This is a genomic window from Glycomyces terrestris (assembly GCF_003933745.1).
Lineage (GTDB): Bacteria > Actinomycetota > Actinomycetes > Mycobacteriales > Micromonosporaceae > Glycomyces > Glycomyces terrestris.
The window spans coordinates 801,377-821,721 of record NZ_RSEB01000002.1 but is presented as its reverse complement, the minus strand read 5'-3'; the positions used below and the strand labels follow the sequence as shown (position 1 = coordinate 821,721).

At 70.2% G+C, this 20,345-nt stretch carries 22 protein-coding genes; 6 read left to right on the top strand and 16 right to left on the bottom strand.

The genetic code is table 11. The features are described from left to right. Positions 1-44: 44 nt before the first annotated feature. From tal to pgl, 5 genes are read left to right on the top strand one after another with little or no spacing between them, the layout of a single operon-like run. Positions 45-1,181, top strand: a complete 1,137-nt coding sequence (gene tal / locus EIW28_RS09250; protein WP_125247393.1) for a transaldolase — start codon at positions 45-47, stop codon at positions 1,179-1,181. Further along, entirely contained in the window at positions 1,178-2,794 is a 1,617-nt protein-coding gene (locus tag EIW28_RS09245) for a glucose-6-phosphate isomerase (RefSeq protein ID WP_125247392.1), read from the top strand. Before tal ends, EIW28_RS09245 begins: the two co-directional genes overlap by 4 nt. Continuing rightward, complete coding sequence (zwf, locus tag EIW28_RS09240; RefSeq protein WP_125247391.1) at positions 2,795-4,333, top strand: glucose-6-phosphate dehydrogenase; 1,539 nt, start codon at positions 2,795-2,797, stop codon at positions 4,331-4,333. 15 nt (positions 4,334-4,348) lie between these two features. Continuing rightward, positions 4,349-5,287: a glucose-6-phosphate dehydrogenase assembly protein OpcA gene (locus EIW28_RS09235; protein ID WP_125247390.1), complete on the top strand. Its 939-nt coding sequence runs from the start codon at positions 4,349-4,351 to the stop codon at positions 5,285-5,287. Beyond that, the gene (gene pgl, locus EIW28_RS09230) at positions 5,284-6,027 is read left to right on the top strand and encodes a 6-phosphogluconolactonase (RefSeq protein ID WP_125247389.1); all 744 of its coding nucleotides are present in this window, start codon (positions 5,284-5,286) and stop codon (positions 6,025-6,027) included. Before EIW28_RS09235 ends, pgl begins: the two co-directional genes overlap by 4 nt. Positions 6,028-6,199: 172 nt before the next feature. Here the strand turns inward: pgl and EIW28_RS09225 are convergent, their stop codons facing one another. The 3 genes from EIW28_RS09225 to EIW28_RS09215 form a co-directional block, all read right to left on the bottom strand. Next, entirely contained in the window at positions 6,200-6,553 is a 354-nt protein-coding gene (locus EIW28_RS09225; RefSeq protein ID WP_112138542.1) for an RNA polymerase-binding protein RbpA, read from the bottom strand. 325 nt (positions 6,554-6,878) lie between these two features. After that, entirely contained in the window at positions 6,879-7,118 is a 240-nt protein-coding gene (locus EIW28_RS09220) for a hypothetical protein (RefSeq protein WP_125247388.1), read from the bottom strand. A 76-nt stretch (positions 7,119-7,194) separates the two neighbouring features. After that, positions 7,195-7,611 (bottom strand): Hsp20/alpha crystallin family protein, encoded by a 417-nt coding sequence (locus EIW28_RS09215; RefSeq protein WP_125247387.1) that lies wholly within the window; start codon positions 7,609-7,611, stop codon positions 7,195-7,197. Positions 7,612-7,743: 132 nt separating this feature from the next. Between EIW28_RS09215 and EIW28_RS09210 the strand changes: the two genes are divergently transcribed. Next, entirely contained in the window at positions 7,744-8,073 is a 330-nt protein-coding gene (locus EIW28_RS09210; RefSeq protein WP_232013868.1) for a MerR family transcriptional regulator, read from the top strand. Positions 8,074-8,134: 61 nt separating this feature from the next. Here the strand turns inward: EIW28_RS09210 and secG are convergent, their stop codons facing one another. The 13 genes from secG to EIW28_RS09145 all read right to left on the bottom strand — a co-directional run bounded on the left by secG (position 8,135) and on the right by EIW28_RS09145 (position 20,344). Next, positions 8,135-8,380 carry a preprotein translocase subunit SecG gene (gene secG, locus EIW28_RS09205; RefSeq protein WP_125247586.1) on the bottom strand — a complete coding sequence of 82 codons (246 nt, stop codon included), beginning with the start codon at positions 8,378-8,380 and terminating at the stop codon, positions 8,135-8,137. A gap of 235 nt (positions 8,381-8,615) precedes the next feature. Further along, positions 8,616-9,401: a triose-phosphate isomerase gene (gene tpiA, locus EIW28_RS09200; RefSeq protein WP_125247386.1), complete on the bottom strand. Its 786-nt coding sequence runs from the start codon at positions 9,399-9,401 to the stop codon at positions 8,616-8,618. Positions 9,402-9,403: 2 nt separating this feature from the next. Continuing rightward, positions 9,404-10,600, bottom strand: coding sequence for a phosphoglycerate kinase (locus tag EIW28_RS09195; protein WP_125247385.1), 1,197 nt, complete (start codon positions 10,598-10,600; stop codon positions 9,404-9,406). Between the two features lie 7 nt (positions 10,601-10,607). Then, positions 10,608-11,603, bottom strand: a complete 996-nt coding sequence (gene gap / locus EIW28_RS09190; protein ID WP_125247384.1) for a type I glyceraldehyde-3-phosphate dehydrogenase — start codon at positions 11,601-11,603, stop codon at positions 10,608-10,610. Between the two features lie 284 nt (positions 11,604-11,887). Further along, positions 11,888-12,874, bottom strand: coding sequence for a DNA-binding protein WhiA (whiA, locus tag EIW28_RS09185; RefSeq protein WP_125247383.1), 987 nt, complete (start codon positions 12,872-12,874; stop codon positions 11,888-11,890). A 3-nt stretch (positions 12,875-12,877) separates the two neighbouring features. After that, positions 12,878-13,795, bottom strand: coding sequence for a gluconeogenesis factor YvcK family protein (locus EIW28_RS09180; protein WP_125247382.1), 918 nt, complete (start codon positions 13,793-13,795; stop codon positions 12,878-12,880). Positions 13,796-13,841: 46 nt separating this feature from the next. Beyond that, on the bottom strand, positions 13,842-14,726 hold the full coding sequence (gene rapZ, locus EIW28_RS09175; RefSeq protein ID WP_408612200.1) for an RNase adapter RapZ: 885 nt from the start codon (positions 14,724-14,726) through the stop codon (positions 13,842-13,844). A 109-nt stretch (positions 14,727-14,835) separates the two neighbouring features. Beyond that, complete coding sequence (uvrC, locus tag EIW28_RS09170) at positions 14,836-16,719, bottom strand: excinuclease ABC subunit UvrC (protein WP_125247380.1); 1,884 nt, start codon at positions 16,717-16,719, stop codon at positions 14,836-14,838. 37 nt (positions 16,720-16,756) lie between these two features. Beyond that, positions 16,757-17,689 (bottom strand): serine protein kinase RIO, encoded by a 933-nt coding sequence (locus EIW28_RS09165; RefSeq protein WP_232013864.1) that lies wholly within the window; start codon positions 17,687-17,689, stop codon positions 16,757-16,759. A 246-nt stretch (positions 17,690-17,935) separates the two neighbouring features. Next, entirely contained in the window at positions 17,936-18,346 is a 411-nt protein-coding gene (locus EIW28_RS09160; RefSeq protein ID WP_125247379.1) for a type II toxin-antitoxin system VapC family toxin, read from the bottom strand. Beyond that, positions 18,343-18,603, bottom strand: a complete 261-nt coding sequence (locus EIW28_RS09155; RefSeq protein WP_125247378.1) for a hypothetical protein — start codon at positions 18,601-18,603, stop codon at positions 18,343-18,345. The genes EIW28_RS09160 and EIW28_RS09155 overlap by 4 nt, the downstream gene beginning before the upstream one ends. Positions 18,604-18,759: 156 nt before the next feature. Further along, positions 18,760-19,566, bottom strand: coding sequence for an ABC transporter permease (locus tag EIW28_RS09150; protein ID WP_125247377.1), 807 nt, complete (start codon positions 19,564-19,566; stop codon positions 18,760-18,762). Then, positions 19,556-20,344, bottom strand: coding sequence for an ABC transporter permease (locus EIW28_RS09145; protein ID WP_125247376.1), 789 nt, complete (start codon positions 20,342-20,344; stop codon positions 19,556-19,558). Before EIW28_RS09145 ends, EIW28_RS09150 begins: the two co-directional genes overlap by 11 nt. Position 20,345 lies beyond the last annotated feature (1 nt).

Here is a 20,345-nt window from a genome sequence, read left to right as displayed (position 1 = left end):
GAACTGAAGCGGAACGAAAACTAGCTGGAAAGCTGGAGGAACCGATGAGCGCGAACGAGAACCTCGCGGGACTGTCGGCGGCGGGCGTGTCGGTCTGGATCGACGACATCTCCCGGCACCGACTCGAGTCGGGCAACCTGAAGGAACTCATCGCCGGGTCGTCGGTCACGGGCGTGACCTCGAACCCGACCATCTTCGCCACCGCCATCTCCAAGGGCGACGGCTACGACGAGCAGATCGCCGACCTGGCGGTCCGCAGAGTGAGCGTCGAGGAAGCCGCTCGCGCCATCACCACCTACGACATCCGCTGGGCCGCCGACGTCCTGGCCCCGGTGTTCGAGCACACCGGCGGCCAGGACGGCCGCGTCTCGATCGAGGTCGACCCGCGGCTCGCCCACGACACCAAGGCGACGATCGCGGAGGCCAAGTACCTGTGGTGGGCCGTCGACCGGCCCAACACCATGATCAAGATCCCGGCCACCGAGGCCGGCCTCCCCGCCATCACCGCCGCGATCAGCGCGGGCATCAGCGTGAACGTCACCCTGATCTTCTCCCTGGAGCGCTACCGGGGCGTCATGGACGCCTACATGGCGGGCCTGGAGGGCGCCAAGGCCGCCGGGCACGACCTGTCGAAGATCCGCTCGGTCGCCTCGTTCTTCGTGTCCCGCGTGGACTCCGAGATCGACAAGCGCCTCGACGCGATCGGCACCGACGAGGCCAAGGCCCTCAAGGGCAGGGCCGCCGTCGCGAACGCCCGCCTCGCGTACCAGGAGTACGAGAACGCCTTCGCGTCCCCGCGCTGGGAGGCGCTCGCCGCGGCCGGGGCGGTCCCGCAGCGCCCGCTGTGGGCCTCCACCTCGGTGAAGAACCCCGACTACCGCGACGTCCTCTACGTCGAGGACCTCATCGCCCCCGGCACCGTCAACACCATGCCCGAGGGCACGATCCACGACTTCGCCGACCACGGCGAGGTCGAGGCCGACACCGTCCGCCCGTTCTACGCGGACGCGGCGGCCGTGATGCTCGAGCTGGAGCGCGTCGGCGTCGACTACGCCGACGTCGTCAAGGTCCTGGAGGACGAGGGCGTGGAGAAGTTCATCGTCAGCTGGAACCAGCTGCTGGAGCAGATCGGGTCCAAGCTCGAGACCAGCACGTCGTTCGAAAACGGAGCACAGAAGTGAGCGAGCCGATGGGCAAGATGGAAGCCGCCGGTGGCCTCGCGGTCACCACGGGCGTCGACGTGAACGCCGGCGTCGACCGGCTCAGGACCGAGGGCATCCCGGCCAAGGTCGCCGCCAAGGACGCCACCCTGTGGGGCCCCGAGGCCGAGGAGGAGGCGTCGATCCGCCTCGGCTGGGTCGACACGTTCGTCCAGTCCAAGGAGCTCGTCGCGCCGCTCGCGAAGCTCCGCGCCGAACTCGCCGAGCAGGGGATCGACCACGTCGCCCTGTGCGGCATGGGCGGCTCCTCGCTCGCCCCCGAGGTCATCTCCCGCACGCTCGGACTGGGCATCTCGGTGCTCGACTCGACCGACCCGGGCCAGATCCTCGCCGAGCTCGGCGAGGCGTCGCTGCGCCGCACCGTCGTCGTCGTGTCCTCCAAGTCCGGGTCCACCGTGGAGACCGACTCCCAGCGCCGCGGCTTCGAGGCCGCGTTCAAGGGCGTCGGCATCGAGGACTACGCGAAGCGCTTCGTGTTCGTCACCGACCCCGACTCGGAGCTGGAGAAGCTCGCGAACGCGCAGGGCTCGCACCTGTTCCTCGCCGACGCGACCGTGGGCGGGCGCTACTCGGCGCTGACCGCGTTCGGGCTCGTCCCGACCGCGCTCGCGGGCGCCGACATCGCCGAGCTCATCGACCAGGCCGAGGAGTTCGCCACCTCGATCACCAGCGAGGGCGACAACCCGGCCGTCGTGCTCGGCGCCGTCATCGCGGCCCGGCCGACGATCACCATCGCCGACGACGGCACCGGCATCGTGGGCCTGGGCGACTGGGCCGAGCAGCTCATCGCCGAGTCCCTCGGCAAGGACGGCAAGGGCACGCTCCCGGTCGTCCTCGAAGGACCGGCCGCGCCGGGCGCGCGCGGCGCGGACCGCGTGTACGCCACCGTCGGCGGCTCCTCGACGGGCCTGCCGGCCTCCGGTTCGGCCCTGGCGATGCCCGACGTGGTCGTCAACGGCCCGCTCGGCGCGCAGTTCCTCGCGTGGGAGCTCGCGACCGCCTACGCCGGCTACCTGATCGGGATCGACCCGTTCAACCAGCCGAACGTGACCGAGTCCAAGGAGAACACCAAGCGCCTCCTCGCCGAGGGCCTGCCGGACGAGCGTCCGCACGCCGTCGACGGCGCCGTGGAGATCTACGGCTCGCACGCCGACACCGTCGCGGGCGCGCTCGGGGAGATCCTCACCGACGCCGACAGCGAGGGCGCGTACATCGCCGTCATGGCCTACCTGGACCGGATCGACGACGCCGAGGTCGCGCAGCTGCGGGCCGGCCTGGCCGAGCGGACGGGCGCGCCCGTCACGTGGGGCTGGGGCCCGCGGTTCCTGCACTCCACCGGCCAGTTCCACAAGGGCGGCCGCCAGACCGGCGTGTTCCTCCAGATCACCGGCGAGGTGGGCGAGGACCTGCTCATCCCCGACCGCGAGTTCACGTTCGCGGGCCTCCAGGCCGCGCAGGCCGCCGGCGACCGCCAGGCGCTCCAGTCGCGCGGGCGCCCGCTCGTGCGCCTGCACCTGACCGACCGCAAGCGCGGGATCAACCAGCTCGTGCACGCCCTGAGGGAGCTGAGCTAGATGGGTGCCGAACACCTGCCCTCCAACCCGCTCCGCGACCCGGCCGACCGGCGCCTGCCGCGCATCCCCGAGCCGTGCGCTCTGGTGATCTTCGGCGTCACCGGCGACCTCGCGAAGAAGAAGCTCATCCCGGCCGTCTACGACCTCGCCAACCGGGGCCTGCTCCCGGCGTCGTTCGTGATCGTCGGGTTCGCCCGCCGCGACTGGGGCGACGAGACGTTCGAGGAGATGTCCCGCGAGGCGGCCAAGTCCCACGCGCGCACCCCGTGGCGCGAAGAGGTCTGGGCCCGCCTGGCCGGCAACTTCAAGTTCGTGCCCGGGTCCTTCGACGACGACGAGGCGTTCGACAAGCTCGACGCCACCGTCGACGAGCTGCGCATCACGCACGGCATCGTCGGCAACGCGGCGTTCTACTTCTCGATCCCGCCGCTGGCGTTCCCGACCGTGCTCAAGCAGCTCCAGCGCACCGGCATGTCGGACAACCGCCAGGACGGCGGCGGCTGGCGCCGCGTCGTGGTCGAGAAGCCCTTCGGCGAGGACCGCGCGTCCGCGTCGGAGCTGAACGAGCTCGTCGACCGGGTCTTCACCGCGCCCGACGTGTTCCGCATCGACCACTACCTCGGCAAGGAGACGGTGCAGAACATCTTCGCGCTGCGCTTCGCGAACGCGATGTTCGAGCCGATCTGGAACTCCAACTACGTCGACCACGTGCAGATCACGATGGCCGAGGACGTCGGCATCGGCTCGCGCGCCGGGTTCTACGACGACAACGGCGCCGCCCGCGACGTCCTCCAGAACCACGTCCTCCAGCTCCTGGCCATCGCGGCCATGGAGCAGCCCAACGGGTTCGAGGCCGAGGAGATCCGCACCGAGAAGCTCAAGGTCCTGCGGGCCATCAAGCTCCACGACGACCTCGAGTCGACCGCGATCCGCGGCCAGTACACCGACGGCTGGGTGCAGGGCCGCCCCGTCAAGGGCTACCTGTCCGAGGACAACATCCCGCCGACCTCCACCACGGAGACGTACGCGGCGGTGCAGCTGGGCATCCAGAACCGGCGCTGGAACGGCGTGCCGTTCTACCTGCGCACGGGCAAGCGCCTCCCCAAGCGGGTCACCGAGATCGCGGTGGTCTTCAAGGAGGCGCCGCACATGCCGTTCGCCGACTACGACACCAAGACGCTCGGCAACAACCAGCTCGTCATCCGCGTGCAGCCCGACGAGGGCGTCACCGTGAAGTTCGGCTCCAAGGTGCCGGGCACGGGCATGGAGCTGCGGGACATCTCGATGGGCTTCGGCTACGGCGAGACGTTCACCGAGTCCAGCCCCGAGGCGTACGAGCGGCTCATCCTGGACGTGCTCCTGGGCGACAAGACGCTGTTCCCGGACGCGCAGGAAGTGGACGCGTCCTGGGCGGTCATCGACCCGCTCGAGGAGTTCTGGAAGGGCACCAAGCCCGAGCCGTACGAGTCCGGCACGTGGGGCCCCGCCGGCTCCGATCTCATGCTGCAAGCGTCCGGCCGCCGCTGGCGCCGGGCTTAGAAGGGGAGTCCGGACATGCATCTGAAGGACACCACCACCGGCGACATCATGAAGGCGCTCGACGGGCTCCTCCACGAGGTCGGCGGCGGCTCCAGCCTCGCGCTCAACCTGGTGGCGCTCACCACCGAGGACGAGCGCGAAGAGGTCGAGAAGGCCGCGTCCGTGGCCGCGCAGGAGCACCCGTACCGCCTGATCCTGGTGATCCCGCGCGACCTGGAGGCGACCGAGCCGCGCATCGACGCCGAGGTCACCGTCGGCGAGCGCCTCGGGTCCGCGGAGGCGATCATCCTGCGCCTCGACGGCCCGGCCGCCGCGCACCTGAGCTCGATCGTGCTGCCCATGCTGGCCTCCGACATCCCGGTGGTCACCTGGTGGCTCCTCGACCCGGTCCGCTACGGCCTGGAGCACGAGCTGCGCTCGTTCGCCGACCGCCGCATCACCTACTCGGCCCGCGCGGCCGACCCGGTGCAGTCGCTGTTCCGCCGCGCCGAGTCCTACGCGGCCGGCGACACCGACATCTGCTGGACTCGCATCAGCCTGTGGCGCTCGCTCATCGCCAGCGCCTTCGACGGGGTCACGCAGTCGGTCGAGTCGATCACCATCAAGGCCGACGCCGACGACCCGTCGGCGCAGCTCATGGCCGCGTGGCTGCACACGCGCCTGGGCGTCGCGCCGGAAGTCGTCGACACCGAGGTCGAGCGGAACTCCGAGCACCTGCCGGCGATCGCCTCCGTGGCGTTCACGATGTCGGGCGGGGAGACGATGGAGGTCGAGCGCACCGCCGACGGGACCACGATCCTGCGCCAGGCGGGGCTGCCGAAGCGCCGCCAGACGCTCCAGGGCCGGACCCTCGGCCAGCTCCTCGCCGAGGAGCTGCGGCACATAGACCCCGACACCGCCTACCGGAAGGTGCTCGACACCTTCCAGGAGCACTACGCGGGGATCAAGGCATGAGCCGCTCCAGCGCCGTGATCGTCCACGAGGGCGCCGAGGTCCTGGCCGAGGCGGTCGCGTCGCGCCTGATCAACCGGCTCGCCGACGCGCAGGCGCAGCGGGGCGAGGCCTCGATCGTGCTCACCGGCGGCCGCATCGCGGCGAAGGTGTACGGGTACGTGCTGGAGTCGCCGATCCGCTCGGTCGTGGACTGGTCGCGGGTCGACTTCTGGTGGGGCGACGAGCGCTTCCTGCCCGCGGGCGACCCCGAGCGGAACGAGACGCAGGCGCGCGCGGCGTTCCTCGACAAGATCCTGATCGACCCCGAGCGGGTGCACCCGATGGCCGCGTCCGACGCGGTGGCGACGCCGGAGGAGGCCGCGGCGCAGTACGCTGCCGAGCTGGCGGCCGCGGCGGGCGGCTCCGGCGTGCCGGCGTTCGACCTGCTGCTCTTGGGGATCGGCGAGGACGGCCATGTCGCCTCGCTGTTCCCGGGCAACCCGGCGCTCGACGCGGCGGGGGCGGCGGTGGGGGTGCGCCACTCCCCCAAGCCGCCGCCGGAGCGGGTGTCGCTCACGATGGAGGCGATCAACTCCGCGACGGCGGCGTGGATCATCGCGTCGGGTTCGGGCAAGGCCGAGGCGGTCGACGAGGCGCTCGCCAAGGGCGAGCTCCCGGCCGGCCGCGTCAAGGCGGCGGGCCACACCCGCTGGCTCGTCGACAAGGACGCGGCCGCGAACCTGAAGCACCTGGAGTTCTGAGACGCGGACGAGGGCCCGGATCGATGCGATCCGGGCCCTCGGTGTATTCGGTGCCGCCTGGTGGGGCGCGGTGCCGCTCGGGTGGTGGGACCCGTCCAGCGGTGCGATCCTGCGCCCGGTTCACCCAACCTTGTGAAGGGCGGCTAGGGGATTCGTGTAGCGGGTGGAGGGACTAGAAGAGGGAACGCTCGCCGCGGGCGGCGGCTCTGGCGGCGAGGGCTTCGGCGAGGAGGTCTTCGGCCTCCTCCTCGCTGCGGCGCTCGCGGACGTAGTTCAGATGGGTCTTGTACGGTTTGGCGGTGCGCCGTTCGGGGGGATTGTCCTGGTCGGGGCCGGCGGGCCAGCCGCAGCAGGTGCAGTCCCATTCCTGCGGCACCTCCACGTACAGTGCGAATGGCAGTACGGTCTCGTGTCCGTTGGCGCACCAGTACTTGACGTTCTGCCGGGCCACCGGCTCGCCGCGTTCCGAGTGGAGACCCGGTATGGCGCCGATGCGGGTGCCGCGGATGGCGTGTCCGTTGGACATATGTGTGATCGCTCCTCACAGACAGGGGGATCTTCTGTGGATGTCGACCGCGCGCGACCACGGTCCCGGAGCGTCGGCGGGAGGAAGGCCGCGACTCCCCGAGGGCGTGGCCGTGGAGTCGGCGGCCGTGGCGGCTGGGGCACCGCACCGAGTAATTCTATGACGTAACGCACACAGTGGCAAGATGTCATGAATGAGGGGCGTGCGCACGCCCCGGCCGGTTCTGGAACGACCTGCCCTGCTTCGGTGGCGTTGCGGCCCAGTGGGAAGCGCCGGCCTCCGCCCGAGGAGACCCCGAGCACCGGGCGGAGGCCGGGCGGCCGGATCAGACGGGGACGAGGCGGCGCCGGGCGCCGGCAGGACGCCCGGAGGCCGCGCACTCGCCGCACCGGTGCTCGCCGCCGAGGTCGGGGGCGACGCCCCAGCCCTCCGCCTCGGCGGCCGCGCACAGGACCGGCCAGCTGAAGTACGAGTCGTCGCCGCAGCGGAAGGGGACGCCGCAACCGTCGCAGTGCAGCTCGTACTCGACGCCGCCGTCACGGCGGCTGTAGCAGGCTCCGCTCATGTCATATGCCTCCAAACCGGGGCGCGTCCGGCGGGGGCCGGGCGCCCCGGGTCTCCGGGTGCCGCGGCGGGTGCGGCTACTGTTCGATCTCGCGTTTGCCGGCGCCGATGAGCACCTTGCGCGGCTTGGCCTCCTCGGCCATCGGGATCCGGAGTGTGAGCACGCCGTCCCGGAAGGACGCCTCGACGTGCTCGGTGTCGAGGGCGTCGCTGAGGAAGATCTGCCGCATGAACACGCCGGTGGGGCGCTCGGAGTGGATCACCTCGCGGTCACCGGCGTCGGTCGCGCGGCGCTCGGCGCGGACGGTGAGGACGTTCCGCTCGACCTCGAGGTCGATGTCGCCCTCCCGGACGCCGGGCAGGTCCAGCTCGACGGTGAAGGAATGCCCCTCCTTCCACGCGTCCATCGGCATCATGAGCTGGGAATCGCTGCGGGACATGAACTGCTGAGCGAGACGGTCGAGCTCTCGGAACGGGTCCGTGCGCATCAGCATCGAAGGTCACCTCCTGGATGAGACCTATGAACGTAACGACATGAAAATATATAGCGCGCATTTGAGATTTCGTCAAGCCGCCGGAATCAGATAAACTGGAGCCGACAGCAGACACAGGTGGCTGGAGGGAATGTGGCACCGGATTCGCAGCCGCTCAACCGACACGCGTCCGACCATGCCGTGTACGGCATCTCGGTGGCGGCCGAGCTGATGAACCTCGCGCCGCAGACGCTGCGCGTCTACGAGGCCCGCGGCCTCATCGAGCCGAGCCGGACCTCCGGCGGCACGCGCCGGTACAGCGACGACGACCTCGGCCGCATCCAGCGGATCGGCGAGCTGCTCGCCGGAGGGCTGAACCTCGCCGGGATCAAGCTGGTCCTGGAGATGGAGGTCGAGAACCAGCGGCTGCGGTCCGAGCTCGGCGAGGCGCAGCGGCGGCTGGAGCGCTACGAGGACTCCTGAGCGGAGACGAATGAGGGCCCCGACCGCGGCGCGGTCGGGGCCCTTCGAAGTCTGTCGGTCGTTAGACCATGGTCCGCAGGAGGAGACCGAAGGCGATGATGCTGGCGAACCAGATGATGCCCACGCCGATCGTGATCCGGGTGAGGTTCTTCTCCGCGACCGTGGAGCCCGACGCGACGGAGGACATGCCGCCGCCGAACATGCTCGACAGGCCGCCGCCCTTACCTTTGTGCAGCAGCACCATGAGGATCAGGATCGCGCTGGAGAGCAGCAGGATGACCAGCAGGGCCCAACTCAGAACCGACATCATCAGTGATCGGGTTTCCTCTCAGCAAATCTGGCCCGTTATGGGGCGCGGGCCACGCACGAGTCTAGCGGTTGGACTTATCGGTAAGTCCATGGGGCGTGCTCAGTCGCATGAATTGCGACTCCATCCGTGCGAATGCGCACGGGCGTGGACGCAAGGAGCCGCCGTACGACGTTGTACGGCGGCCCTGCCTGCGGGCCGCAGCGCTCAGCTCGGGCGCTGCGGCGGTATTGAGTTAAGCCCCGGCGTGCTCCGGGAAGCGGACGATCTTGGCGAACTCCTCGGCGTCGAGCGAGGCGCCGCCCACGAGGGCGCCGTCGATGTCGGGCTTGGCCATGATCTGGGCGACGTTGGAGGACTTCACCGAGCCGCCGTAGAGGATGCGGACCCGCTCCGCCACCGCACCGAACTTCTCGGCGAGGGCCGCGCGCAGTGCGCCGATGACCTCCTGCGCGTCCTCGGCGGAGGCCGTGCGGCCGGTGCCGATGGCCCACACGGGCTCGTACGCGACGACGACCTTGCCGAGCTCTTCCTCGGTGAGCCCGTCCACGGCGGCGATCAGCTGGGAGACCGAGTGCGAGATGTGGTTCCCCGCCTCCCGGACGTCCAGCGCCTCGCCGACGCAGAGGATCGGGCTGATGCCGTTGTTGAGCGCCTGGCGGACCTTGGCGGCCACCAGCTCGTCGGACTCCTCGTGGTACTGGCGGCGCTCGGAGTGGCCGACGGCCACGTACGAGCAGCCCAGCTTCGCGAGCATCGAGCCGGCGATCTCGCCGGTGTACGCGCCCGACGGGTGCGCCGACAGGTCCTGCGCGCCGAAGCCGATGGTCAGCTTGTCGCCGTCGACCAGCGTCTGCACGCTGCGGATGTCGACGAACGGCGGGAGGACGACGGTCTCGACCGCTTCGAGCTGCTCGCGGGTAAGGCTGAAGGCGAGCTTCTGCACCAGCGCGATCGCTTCGAGGTGGTTGAGGTTCATCTTCCAGTTGCCGGCGATGAGCGGCTTGCGGGTCTCAGTCATGTTCACTTCTCCAGTGCGTCCAGGCCGGGGAGCGTCTTGCCCTCGAGGTATTCGAGGCTCGCGCCGCCGCCGGTCGAGATGTGGCCGAAGCCGTCCTCGGGCAGGCCGAGGGTGCGGACCGCGGCAGCGGAGTCGCCGCCGCCGACCACGCTGAACGCCTCGGAGTCCACCAGCGCCTGGGCGACGGTGCGCGTGCCCGCGGCGTAGTCGGGGAACTCGAAGACGCCCATGGGGCCGTTCCAGAACACGGTCTTGGCTCCGGCGATCCGCTCGGCGAACAGCTTCGCGGACTCGGGGCCGATGTCGAGGCCCATGCGCTCGGCCGGGATCGCGTCCACGGACACGGTGAGCGGCTCGGCGTCGGCGGCAAACTCGGCGGCCGTGGTCGTGTCGACCGGCAGCAGGAGTTCGACGCCGAGTTCGGCGGCGCGCTCGAGGTAGTTCTTGCAGGTCTCGATCTGGTCCTTCTCCAGCAGCGACGACCCGACCTCGTAGCCCTGGGCCGCGAGGAAGGTGAACATCATGCCGCCGCCGACGATGAGCGTGTCGACCTTGTCGAGCAGGTTGTCGATGACCGCGAGCTTGTCGGAGACCTTCGCGCCGCCGAGGATGACGACGTACGGCTGCTCGGGCTTGCCGGTGAGCTTCGAGAGGACCTCGACCTCCTTGGCGATGAGCCAGCCGGCGTAGTGCGGGAGAAGCGTAGCGACGTCGTACACGGAGGCGTGCTTGCGGTGGACCGCGCCGAACGCGTCGTCCACGTACAGGTCGCCGAACGCGGAGAGCTGGCCGGCGAACTCGGCCCGCTCGGTGTCGTCCTTGCTGGTCTCGCCCTTGTTGAAGCGCAGGTTCTCCAGCAGGAGGACGTCGCCGTCGACCTGGGCCACGGCCTTGGACTCGGCGTCGGAGCCGACGGTGTCGTTGGCGAACGCGACCTCGCGCCCCAGGACCTCGCCGAGGCGCTTGGCCACGGGGGCCAGCGAGAAGGCGGGGTCCGGCGCGCCCTTCGGGCGGCCCAGGTGCGAGCAGACCACGACACGGGCGCCGGCCTCGGCGAGCGCCTTGATCGTGGGGGCGACGGCGCGGATGCGGCCGTCGTCGGTGATGGTCTTCCCGTCCAGAGGCACGTTGAGGTCGGCGCGTACGAGTACGCGCCGACCGTTGACGCCCTCCTCCAGGAGTTCGTCGAGCGTCTTCATCGCTGCGTTAGCCGACGAGTTCGACGAGGCTGACGAGGCGGTTCGAGAAGCCCCACTCGTTGTCGTACCAGCCGAAGACCTTGACCTGGTTGCCGATGACCTTGGTCAGGAGGCCGTCGATGATGCAGGAGTGCGGGTCGGTCTCGATGTCCTTGGAGACGATCGGGTCCTCGGTGTAGGCCAGGATGCCCTTGAGCGGGCCCTCGGCGGCGGCCTTGAGCGCGCCGTTGACCTCTTCGGCCGTGACCTCGCGGGAGGCCTCGAAGGTGAGGTCGGTGATCGAGCCGGTCGCGATCGGGACGCGCAGCGAGTAGCCGTCGAGCTTGCCGTTGAGCTCGGGCAGCACCAGGCCGACGGCCTTGGCGGCGCCGGTCGTGGTGGGCACGACGTTCAGGGCGGCGGCGCGGGCGCGACGCGGGTCCTTGTGCGGGCCGTCCTGGAGGTTCTGGTCCTGCGTGTAGGCGTGGATGGTCGTCATCAGGCCCTTTTCGATGCCGATGGCGTCGTTGAGGACCTTGGCCATCGGGGCCAGGCAGTTGGTGGTGCAGGACGCGTTCGAGATGATGTGGTGGTTCGCGGCGTCGTACTTGTCGTGGTTGACGCCCATGACCACGGTCAGGTCCTCGTTCTTCGCCGGGGCGGAGATGATGACCTTCTTGACGGTCTCGCCGAGGTGCGCGGCGGCCTTGGTGCCGTCGGTGAAGAAGCCGGTCGACTCGATGACGACCTCGGCGCCGACCTCGGCCCACGGGATGTTGGCGGGGTCGCGCTCGGCGAACGCCTTGATGGTCTTGCCGTTGACGGTGATCTCGCCGTCGCCGACCTTGACCTCGTAGGGGAGGCGGCCGAGGATCGAGTCGTACTTCAGCAGGTTTGCGATGGTCTCGGCGTCGCCCAGGTCGTTGTAGGCGACGATTTCGACATCGGCACCGGAGGCGAGAACCGCCCGGAAGAAGTTGCGCCCAATGCGGCCGAAGCCGTTGACGCCAACGCGGATGGTCACGTGCCCATCTCCTCGCTAGAACAGGATCGGATATCTGAATGAGACCGGAGGCGGTCTCGCACGCGATCCGTTCAGCCGAAGAGCGACGGTGGAACAGATCGCTGTTCGGCCACGTCGCCGAGCACTCCTTGACCCTAACCGCTCCGGTTCTCAGACCTTCCGCGGCCGGTTCCCCCCGATCATGTCACACCCGGGACGCGGGTGTGACATCGCGGTTAAGCCTAACCCTTGATCGGCGGACCGCGACGGGTGCGTCGGGTGCGGCGAATCGGGTCGAAGCCGCCCTATGCGACCAGGGCTTCCTCTTCTGCGACGACGTCGTCGGGTCCGGGGACGCCGGTCTCCTGGGCGCGTTTGGTCGCCATGTTGATCAGGCGCCGGATCCGTCCCGCGATGGCGTCCTTGGTAAGGGGCGGGTCGGCGAGCGCGCCGAGCTCCTCGAGGGAGGCCTGGCGGTGCTCGAGCCGGAGGCGCCCGGCGGAGGCGAGGTGCTCGGGGACGTCGTCGGCGAGGACTTCGAGGGCGCGGGTGACCTTCGCGGCGGCGGCGACGGCCGCGCGCGCGGAGCGGCGGAGGTTCGCGTCGTCGAAGTTCGCGAGCCGGTTGGCGGTGGCCCGGACCTCGCGGCGGACGCGGCGCTCCTCCCAGGTGAGGACGGAGGCGTGGGCGCCGAGGCGGGTGAGCAGCTCGCCGATGGCGTCGCCGTCGCGGATGACGACGCGGTCGACGCCGCGGACGTCGCGGGACTTCGCGGCGATGCCGAGGCGGCGGGCGGCGCCGACGAGGGCGAGCGCGGACTCGGGGCCGGGGCAGGTGACCTCGAGGGCCGAGGAGCGGCCGGGCTCGGTGAGGGAGCCGCGGGCGAGGAACGCGCCGCGCCAGGCGGCCTCGGCGCAGCACGGGTAGGCGCCGACGACGTGGTTGGGCAGGCCCCGGACGGGGTAGCCGCGCTGGTCGGTGAGGCCGATCTGCTTGGAGAACGCCTGGCCGTCGGCCATGACGCGCAGCAGGTAGTGGTTGTTGCGGCGCAGTCCGGCGGCCACGAGGACGTGGATCTCGGACTCGTAGTGGTAGAGGTCGTTGATCATGCGCTTGGCTCGGCGGGCGACGTTGCCGGCGTCGACCTCGGCTTCGACGACCACGTTGCCCTGGCCGACGAGATGGAGGCCCCCGGCGAACCGGAAGAGCGCGCCGAGTTCGGCGCGCTGGCAGCAGGACTTCGTCACCTCGATGCGACTGAGCTCGTCCTTGACCTCCGAGGTCATCGCCATTCGTTAACCACCATCTTCGACCAGCAGCTTTCCCAATACGGCGGCCAGGGACGCGACGTCGTGCGTGACGCCGTCGGCGGCGAGGTCCGCCGCGACCAACCGGGCCTCCAACGATTGTGCCGCACTGTTCAACGAGCCGGGCTCGGCGAGGGTTCGGGCGTCGCCTGACACGACGTAGTGAAACCGGACACCTTCTGCGTATCGCCGCAGCGTGTCGACGTGACCGGCGAGGGTCAGGCCGTCCGTCTCCTTCTCCTCCGAGAGGTTGAGCACCACGATCTTGCGGGCCGCGGAGGCGGCGATGGCCTCGCGCAGCGACGGCAGGAGCAGGTGCGGGATCACGGAGGTGTACCAGGAGCCGGGGCCGAAGACGAGCCAGTCGGCGGCGGCGATCGCCTCCAGGGTCTCGGGGCAGGCCGGGGCGTCGGCGGGCAGGAGGCGCACGTCCTCGACCTGGCCGTCGGCGACCGCGACGTCGTGCTGGCCGACGATCGTGCGGGTGCCGGCGCCCTCGGCGAGGTCGGCCTCGATGTCGAGCGGGGTGCAGGACATGGGCAGGACGCGGGCGCGGGAGCCGACGATGCGCCCGGCCGCGGCGACGGCCTCGACCGGGTTCTCGTGGCGTTCGAGCAGCGAGAGCAGGACGATGTTGCCGACCGGGTGGCCCGAGAGGAAGTCCTCGCCGCCGAAGCGGTGCGAGAACAGCTCGGCGGCCTCGGCGCGGGAGGGGTCGGCGGTCGCGACGAGGGCCTTGCGCAGGTCCCCGGGAGGCAGCACCCGGCGGGTGGCGCGGATGTCCCCCGACGAGCCGCCGTCGTCGGCGACCGTGACCACGGCCGTCAGATCGACGTCGAGCCTCGAGAGCGCGCGCAGCGAGGCCGACAGGCCCCGCCCGCCGCCGAACGCGACCACTTTCTGCATCAGCGGTTACCTCGGATCGGGGGTGTCGGTGGTGGTGCCGGGGGGACTACTCGTTCCCGCGGTCCCGGTGGTGGGTGTTCGCGGGGAACCCGGCCGCGGTCAGGCGCTTGGCGATCTCCTCGGAGATGGCGACGCTGCGGTGCTTGCCGCCGGTGCAGCCGATGGCGATCGTCATGTAGCGCTTGCCTTCCCGCTCGAAGCCCTGGGTGGTGCCGAGGAGCAGCGCCGTGTACGACTCGACGAACTCCTCCGCGCCGTCCTGACCGAGGACGTACTCCGAGACGTCGGAGTCGGTGCCGGTGTGCTCGCGCAGGGCCGGGACCCAGTACGGGTTGGGAAGGAATCGTACGTCAGCGACGTAGTCGGCGTCGCGGGGGATGCCGTACTTGAACCCGAACGACATGCAGGTGAACTGGAGGCGCGGCGAGGACGGGGCGAGGAACGCCTCCTCGACGCGGGCGCGCAGCTGGTTCTCGTTCAGGTGCGTGGTGTCGAACAGGGTGTCGGCCGAGCCGCGCGCCGGCTCCAGGAGGCGGCGCTCGGCGGCGATGCCGTCGGCCAGGAGCCCGTCCCCTTGGAGCGGGTGGGCGCGGCGGACCTTCTCGAAGCGGCGGATGATCACGTCGTCGTCGGCGTCGACGAACACCAGGTGCGGCTTGAAGCCGCCTTTGCGCAGGTCCTCGATGACGCCCACGAGGTCGGTCATGAACGCGCGGGAGCGCACGTCGAGCACCATCGCGGTGCGCCGCACCTCCTCGCCGCCCGCGGCGGCCAGCTCGGCGGCCTGGCCGACCAGCGACTCCGGGAGGTTGTCGATCACGTAATAGCCGACGTTCTCCAATGCGCGCGCCACTGTCGAGCGTCCGCCGCCCGAGATGCCGGTGACGATGACGAGGTCCAATTCGCTGCGGTCGCTCGAACCCGCATGCACAGCTGCCACACCCATAAGTCAAGTATCCCCGAGTTCGTTTCCAACCGCCGTGGTGACACGGCCCCGGCCCGTTCGCCGAATCGACCATCGTATAGCTACCAGAGCAGTCTCAAGCGCCGTTGTCATCCGGATTACGCAGATGTGTCTGCAAGGCCTCCGCCAGTTTCGGGCCGATCCCGGGCACGGCCTCCAAATCGGACAGTTCGGCCTCGCGGAGGCGCTTCACCGACCCGAACTCCTTCAGCAGCGCCTTCTTCTTCGACTCCCCCAGGCCCGGGACGCCATCGAGGGCGGAGGCGGTCATCTTCTTGCGCCTGCGGCTGCGGTGCAAGGAGATCGCGAAGCGGTGGGCCTCGTCGCGGACGCGCTGCATGAGGTACAGGGCCTCGGAGGTGCGCGAGAGGATCACCGGGAACTCCTCGCCCGGGAGCCAGATCTCCTCGAGGCGCTTGGCGAGCCCGGCGAGGTTGATCGTGTCGATCCCGAGCTCGGCGAAGACCTGCTCGGCGGCCGCGACCTGCGGCTGGCCGCCGTCGACGACCAGGAGCTGCGGCGGGTAGTGGAAGCCGCGCTTCGGCTCCTCCCCCTCTTCGACCGGCGAGCCGGCGGGCTGGTCGGCGAGCCTGGCGAGGCGGCGGCGCAGCGTCTCCTGGAGCGAGGCGAGGTCGTCCTTGCGCTCGCCCTTGATGACGAAGCGCCGGTACTCGCTCTTGCGCGGCAGGCCGTCCTCGAACACGACCATCGAGGCGACCACGTCCTCGCCCTGGGACTGCGAGACGTCGTAGCACTCGATCCGCAGCGGGGCCTCGGGCAGGTCGAGGGCGTCGGCGAGCTCTTCGAGGGCCTTGGAGCGGGAGGTGAGGTCGCCGGCGCGCTTGAGCTTGTGGCGCTGGAGGTTCTCCAGGGCGTTCTTCTCGACGGTCTCGGCCAGCGCGCGCTTGTCGCCGCGGCGGGGCACGCGCAGGTCGACCTTGGCGCCGCGGCGCTCCGACAGGAGCTCGGCGAGGGCGGCGTGGTCGGCGGGCAGGGCCGGGACCAGGACCTCCTTGGGCACGACCTCGTTCTGCTCGCCGTAGAACTGGAGGCAGAACTGCTCGACGAGGCCGGCGAGGTCGACCGGCTCGGCCTTGTCGACGACCCAGCCGCGCTGGCCGCGGATGCGGCCCTTGCGGACGTGGAAGACCTGGACGGCCGCTTCGAGCTCGTCGTCCGCGACGGCCATGACGTCGCAGTCGACGTCCTCGGCGAGGACCACGACCTGCTGTTCGAGGACCTTGTCGAGGGCGGCGAGGTCGTCGCGCAGGCGCGCGGCCCGCTCGAACTCGAGGGCTTCGGACGCCTCCTGCATCTCGGCGAGGAGGCGGCGGCGCACCGGGGCGGTCTCGCCGGCCATGAAGGCGCAGAAGCCGTTCACGAGCTCGCGGTAGTCCTCGGCGGAGATGCGCCCGACGCACGGCGCCGAGCACTTGCCGATGTCGGCCAGGAGGTTGGGGCGGTTGATCCGGTTGCAGCGCTTGAACTCCGTGTCGGAGCAGGTGCGGATCGGGAAGACGCGGGTGAGCAGGTCGAGGGTCTGGCGGATGGCCCAGGCCGAGCCGAAGGGCCCGAAGTAGCGGACGCCCTTGCGGCGGGCGCCGCGCATGACCTGGGCGCGGGGGAACTCCTCCCCCACGGTGACCGCGAGCCACGGGTAGGACTTGTCGTCCTTGAACATGACGTTGAAGCGCGGGTCGTACTCCTTGATCCAGGTCCACTCGAGCTGGAGGGCCTCGACCTCGGTGGCGACCACGGTCCACTCCACGCTGCGCGCGGTGTTGACCATGCGGCGGGTGCGCTCGTGGAGCCGGGTCTCGTCCGCGAAGTACGAGTTCAGCCGGTTCCGCAGGTTCTTCGCCTTGCCGACGTAGATGACGCGCCGGTCGCGGTCCCGGAACCGGTAGACGCCCGGCTCGGTGGGGATGGTGCCGGGAGCGGGACGGTAGTCAACTGCCACAACACAAGGCTATATCCCGCCCCCGACACCCTCGCCGCTACGGCCTGGCCGCCAGCGCCAGGACCTCCGCGTGGAGGTCGTCGACGAGCTCGCGGTCGACGCCGCGGGCCGAGAACCAGGAGCCGAGGTTCTCGACGTCCCTGGTAAGGAACGTCAATCCCAGGGGGTTCGCGTAGATGTCTACGACCTGCGGGAGGTCGAGGACGACGAGGCGGCCCTCGTGCACCACCGTGTTGTACGGCGAGAGGTCGCCGTGGGCGAAGCCCAGCTCGGTCATGCGGCGCAGGGCCTCGGCGGCCTGCTCCCAGAGGCTGTCGAGCTCGGACTCGTCCGGACGGGTCTCGGCTAGGCGGGGCGCGGCGGTGCGCCCGTGGCCGATGAACTCCATGAGGACCTCGGTGCCGTGGACCTGGACGGGGTAGGGCACGGGGACGCCGACCGCGTACAGGCGCTTGAGCGCGTCGAACTCGGCGGCGGCCCAGCGCCCGGCGGCCTGCTCGAGGCCGAAGGTGGTGCGCTTGGCCATGGCGCGGTTGTCGCGGGAGCGCTTGGCGGCGCGCCCGACGGTGTAGTCGCCGGCCCGGTTGAACTGGGTGTGCTCGGCGCTGCGGTAGCGCTTGGAGGCGAGGATCACGGCCCGGTCGGTGCCGGGGACGACGCGTTCGACGAGGAACACGTCGGCTTCCTTGCCGGTCTTGAGGACGCCGAGCTCGTAGTCGACGGCGCCGTGGTCGGTGATGACCCAGTCGGGGTGGGGCTCGGGTCCGCGCTGGAGCGGCTCGGAGTCCCACCAGATCGACCAGCGGTCGCCCGCCGGCGGGCGGTCGTCGTTGGGGATCTCGTCGAAGACGGTGCGCATGGCCTCGAAGCGCTCGTGGTCCTCTTGCGAGAACACCTGGCTCTGCTTGGACTGCTTGCGACCGCGGCGGATGGACTGGAACGAATCAGTGGACTCGGTTTTGCGTGCCAAGGTGGCGGGTCTCCTGTGGAGTAGTCCCCGCGGCACCGCGAATGCGTCAGAGCGTGCGCGCGGGAGGTGAACTGAGATTCAAGGCATGGGCGTGGAAGACGACAGCCATCAGAAACACCTCCATTCGTCACGAGTCCCGGGGCACGGCCTCCGGGCAACGGACGCAACTGTAGCGAACCTGCGCGGGGGGACGCAAGTCTTTTTTCGCGGCCGTCCGGTCGGATCCGCCCGGACGGGTCGCGGCGGTCAGGCGGAGCAGTCGATGTGCCGGCAGGCGATCTTGGCGCGGGCAGCGGTGTCCGCCAGGCCCTTGTCACCGGTGAGGAGGGTGGCGCCGAACTCGAGCGCCAATGCGGCGTAGCAGGCGTCGTACGCGGTGAGGTTGTCGAACCAGCGCACCGTCTCGAGGAGCAGTTTCGGGTCGGCGAACGGGATGCGGCGCACCGGCATCGCTCCGAGGCGAGCGGCGGCGGTGCACACATCGGCCGCGGTCAGGTGCCGGCCGAGCATGCGGCCGCGAAGCGCGGACATGACTTCGACGTCCAGGTGCGCGGGCGCGACCGCATCGGAGTCCTCGTGCAGCAGCGCGGAGATCGTCTGCACGGACGTATGGCCCGTCAGCAGCGCGAGGACGACGCTGGCGTCGAGGACGATCACTCGGCGAACCCGAGGTTCCGCCGGTTCTGGCCGTCGCGGTCTTCGCGCGCCTCACGCACAGCTTCGGCGGCGTCGAACGGGTGGCCGACCGGGTCGGCGGCGACCTCGTTCAGCCAGGCCGACATGCTCGGCCGGGCGAGGTCCCGCTTGATGAGGCTCTTGACGTACGTGGACAGGTCCAGGCCCAGCTCCGTCGCGCGGAGCTTGGCCGCCTCGCGGAGGTCCTCCTCCACGTTCCGCACCTGAATGAACACCATGCCTCCAGAATAGCATGCGATCCGCATGCTAAAGGCGGACTGAGGTCGAGCTCGAACCGAGTCCCCCGGGTATTCGGGGATGGCCCTGAACTGGGCCGCCAGCGCCCTCGCGTGGAGTGCGAGGGCGCGGCGGGGCCCGATCCGGTTCGCCACGGGCTAGTGGCCCGCCGAGTCGTAGGCGCGCAGGCCGAGGCGGAAGACCCAGACGGCGACGGCGGCCGAGGCGATCGCCGCGACGGGCGGGGCCGCGATCCACCAGGGGTCGAGGCGGCCGGTGAGGATCTGGGCCGGGACGAAACTCGCGAAGGCGAACGGGAGGCCGAAGGTGAGGATCAGGCGGACCGCGGCCGGGAAGATCGTCAGCGGGAACCGCATGCCCTCGTTCTGGAGTTCGGTGAGCATGAACGCGACGACGGGGGTGCGGCCCTTCATCCAGAAGTTCGCGGCGTTGCCGAGGGTGAGCAGGGCGCACTGGATGACGATGGCGCACAGCAGGAGGAACACCCCGAGCGGGACGGCCGAGAGGGAGAGGCCGGCGCCGTGCCAGCCGATGCCGATCATGACGAGGCCGAGGGTGGCCTCGCCGAAGACCTGCATGCCGACGTGGTTGGCGCCGATCTGAACGATGACGGGCGCGGGCCGGGTGATGCGGTAGTCGAGGTCGCCCTGGACGATCATCTTGCCGATCTCCCAGATGCCGTCCCAGACCAGGGCGGTCAGCGACCAGCCGGTGGCGAGGAAGCCGGCGAGTACGAGCATCTCGTGGTAGGACCAGCCGTCGACGGAGCTGACGTTGCCGAACAGGATGCCGAGGAACGCGAACAGCATGATCTGCCAGAACGTGCCGGACACGGCCATGACCCAGAAGTCGGCCGGGTACTCGGTGATGGAGCGGATGTAGGCGCCGATCGAGCGGCGGTAGACCCCGAACGCGTGCCGGGGGCCGGAGGCGTCAGCCGCCATGGACGGTCACCTTCTTCACGAGCTGGGACCAGATGAGGCGCCCGACGACCCACAGGCCGACGGACCAGGCGGCCTGGGCCGCGAGGAGGCCGAGGGCGCCGGCGGTGTCGACGCGGCCGAGGTAGATCGAGGCGGGCGTGGTGGTGAAGTGCACGAACGGGAGCGCCCAGGCGACCCCTTGGAGCCACACCGGCATGAGCGCGAGCGGCACCATCATGCCCGAGAAGAACGCGAGCATCGTGTCGCGGGCCCACTGGATGCCCAGGTACCGCTGGGTGACGAAGCAGTTCAGGACCGACAGGTAGTTGATGCCGAACGCGAGCGGGAAGATGAACAGGACGCTGACGGCGGTGAGGACCGCCGCCAGCGCCGAGTCGGGGCCCGCGGGTCGGAAGGCGAGGACCGCGGCGGCGGTGCCGAGGGCCGCGGCGGGCAGGGAGGCGACCATGCCGCCGATGTACTCCCCCGCGCGGGCGCGCTGGAAGTCGACCGGCTTGGTCAGGTCGATCGCGACCAGGCCGTCGAGGATGCGGTTGGCCATCTCCCAGTCGGAGCCGGCCCACGCGAGGGTCGAGGTGAGGAAGCCGATGATGAGGTACGCCTTCATCGCCTGCCAGTCGTAGCCGCCCAGCTCGCCGTCGCCGATGAGGGTGCTCCAGACGGCGAGGCCGGCCAGGAGCGACCATCCTCCGAAGAGGACGGAGAACAGCCAGGTGGTCTTGTAGGCGATCTTGCGCTTGAACGAGATGGTCGCGAGCGCGAGGTCGACGCTTGCCATG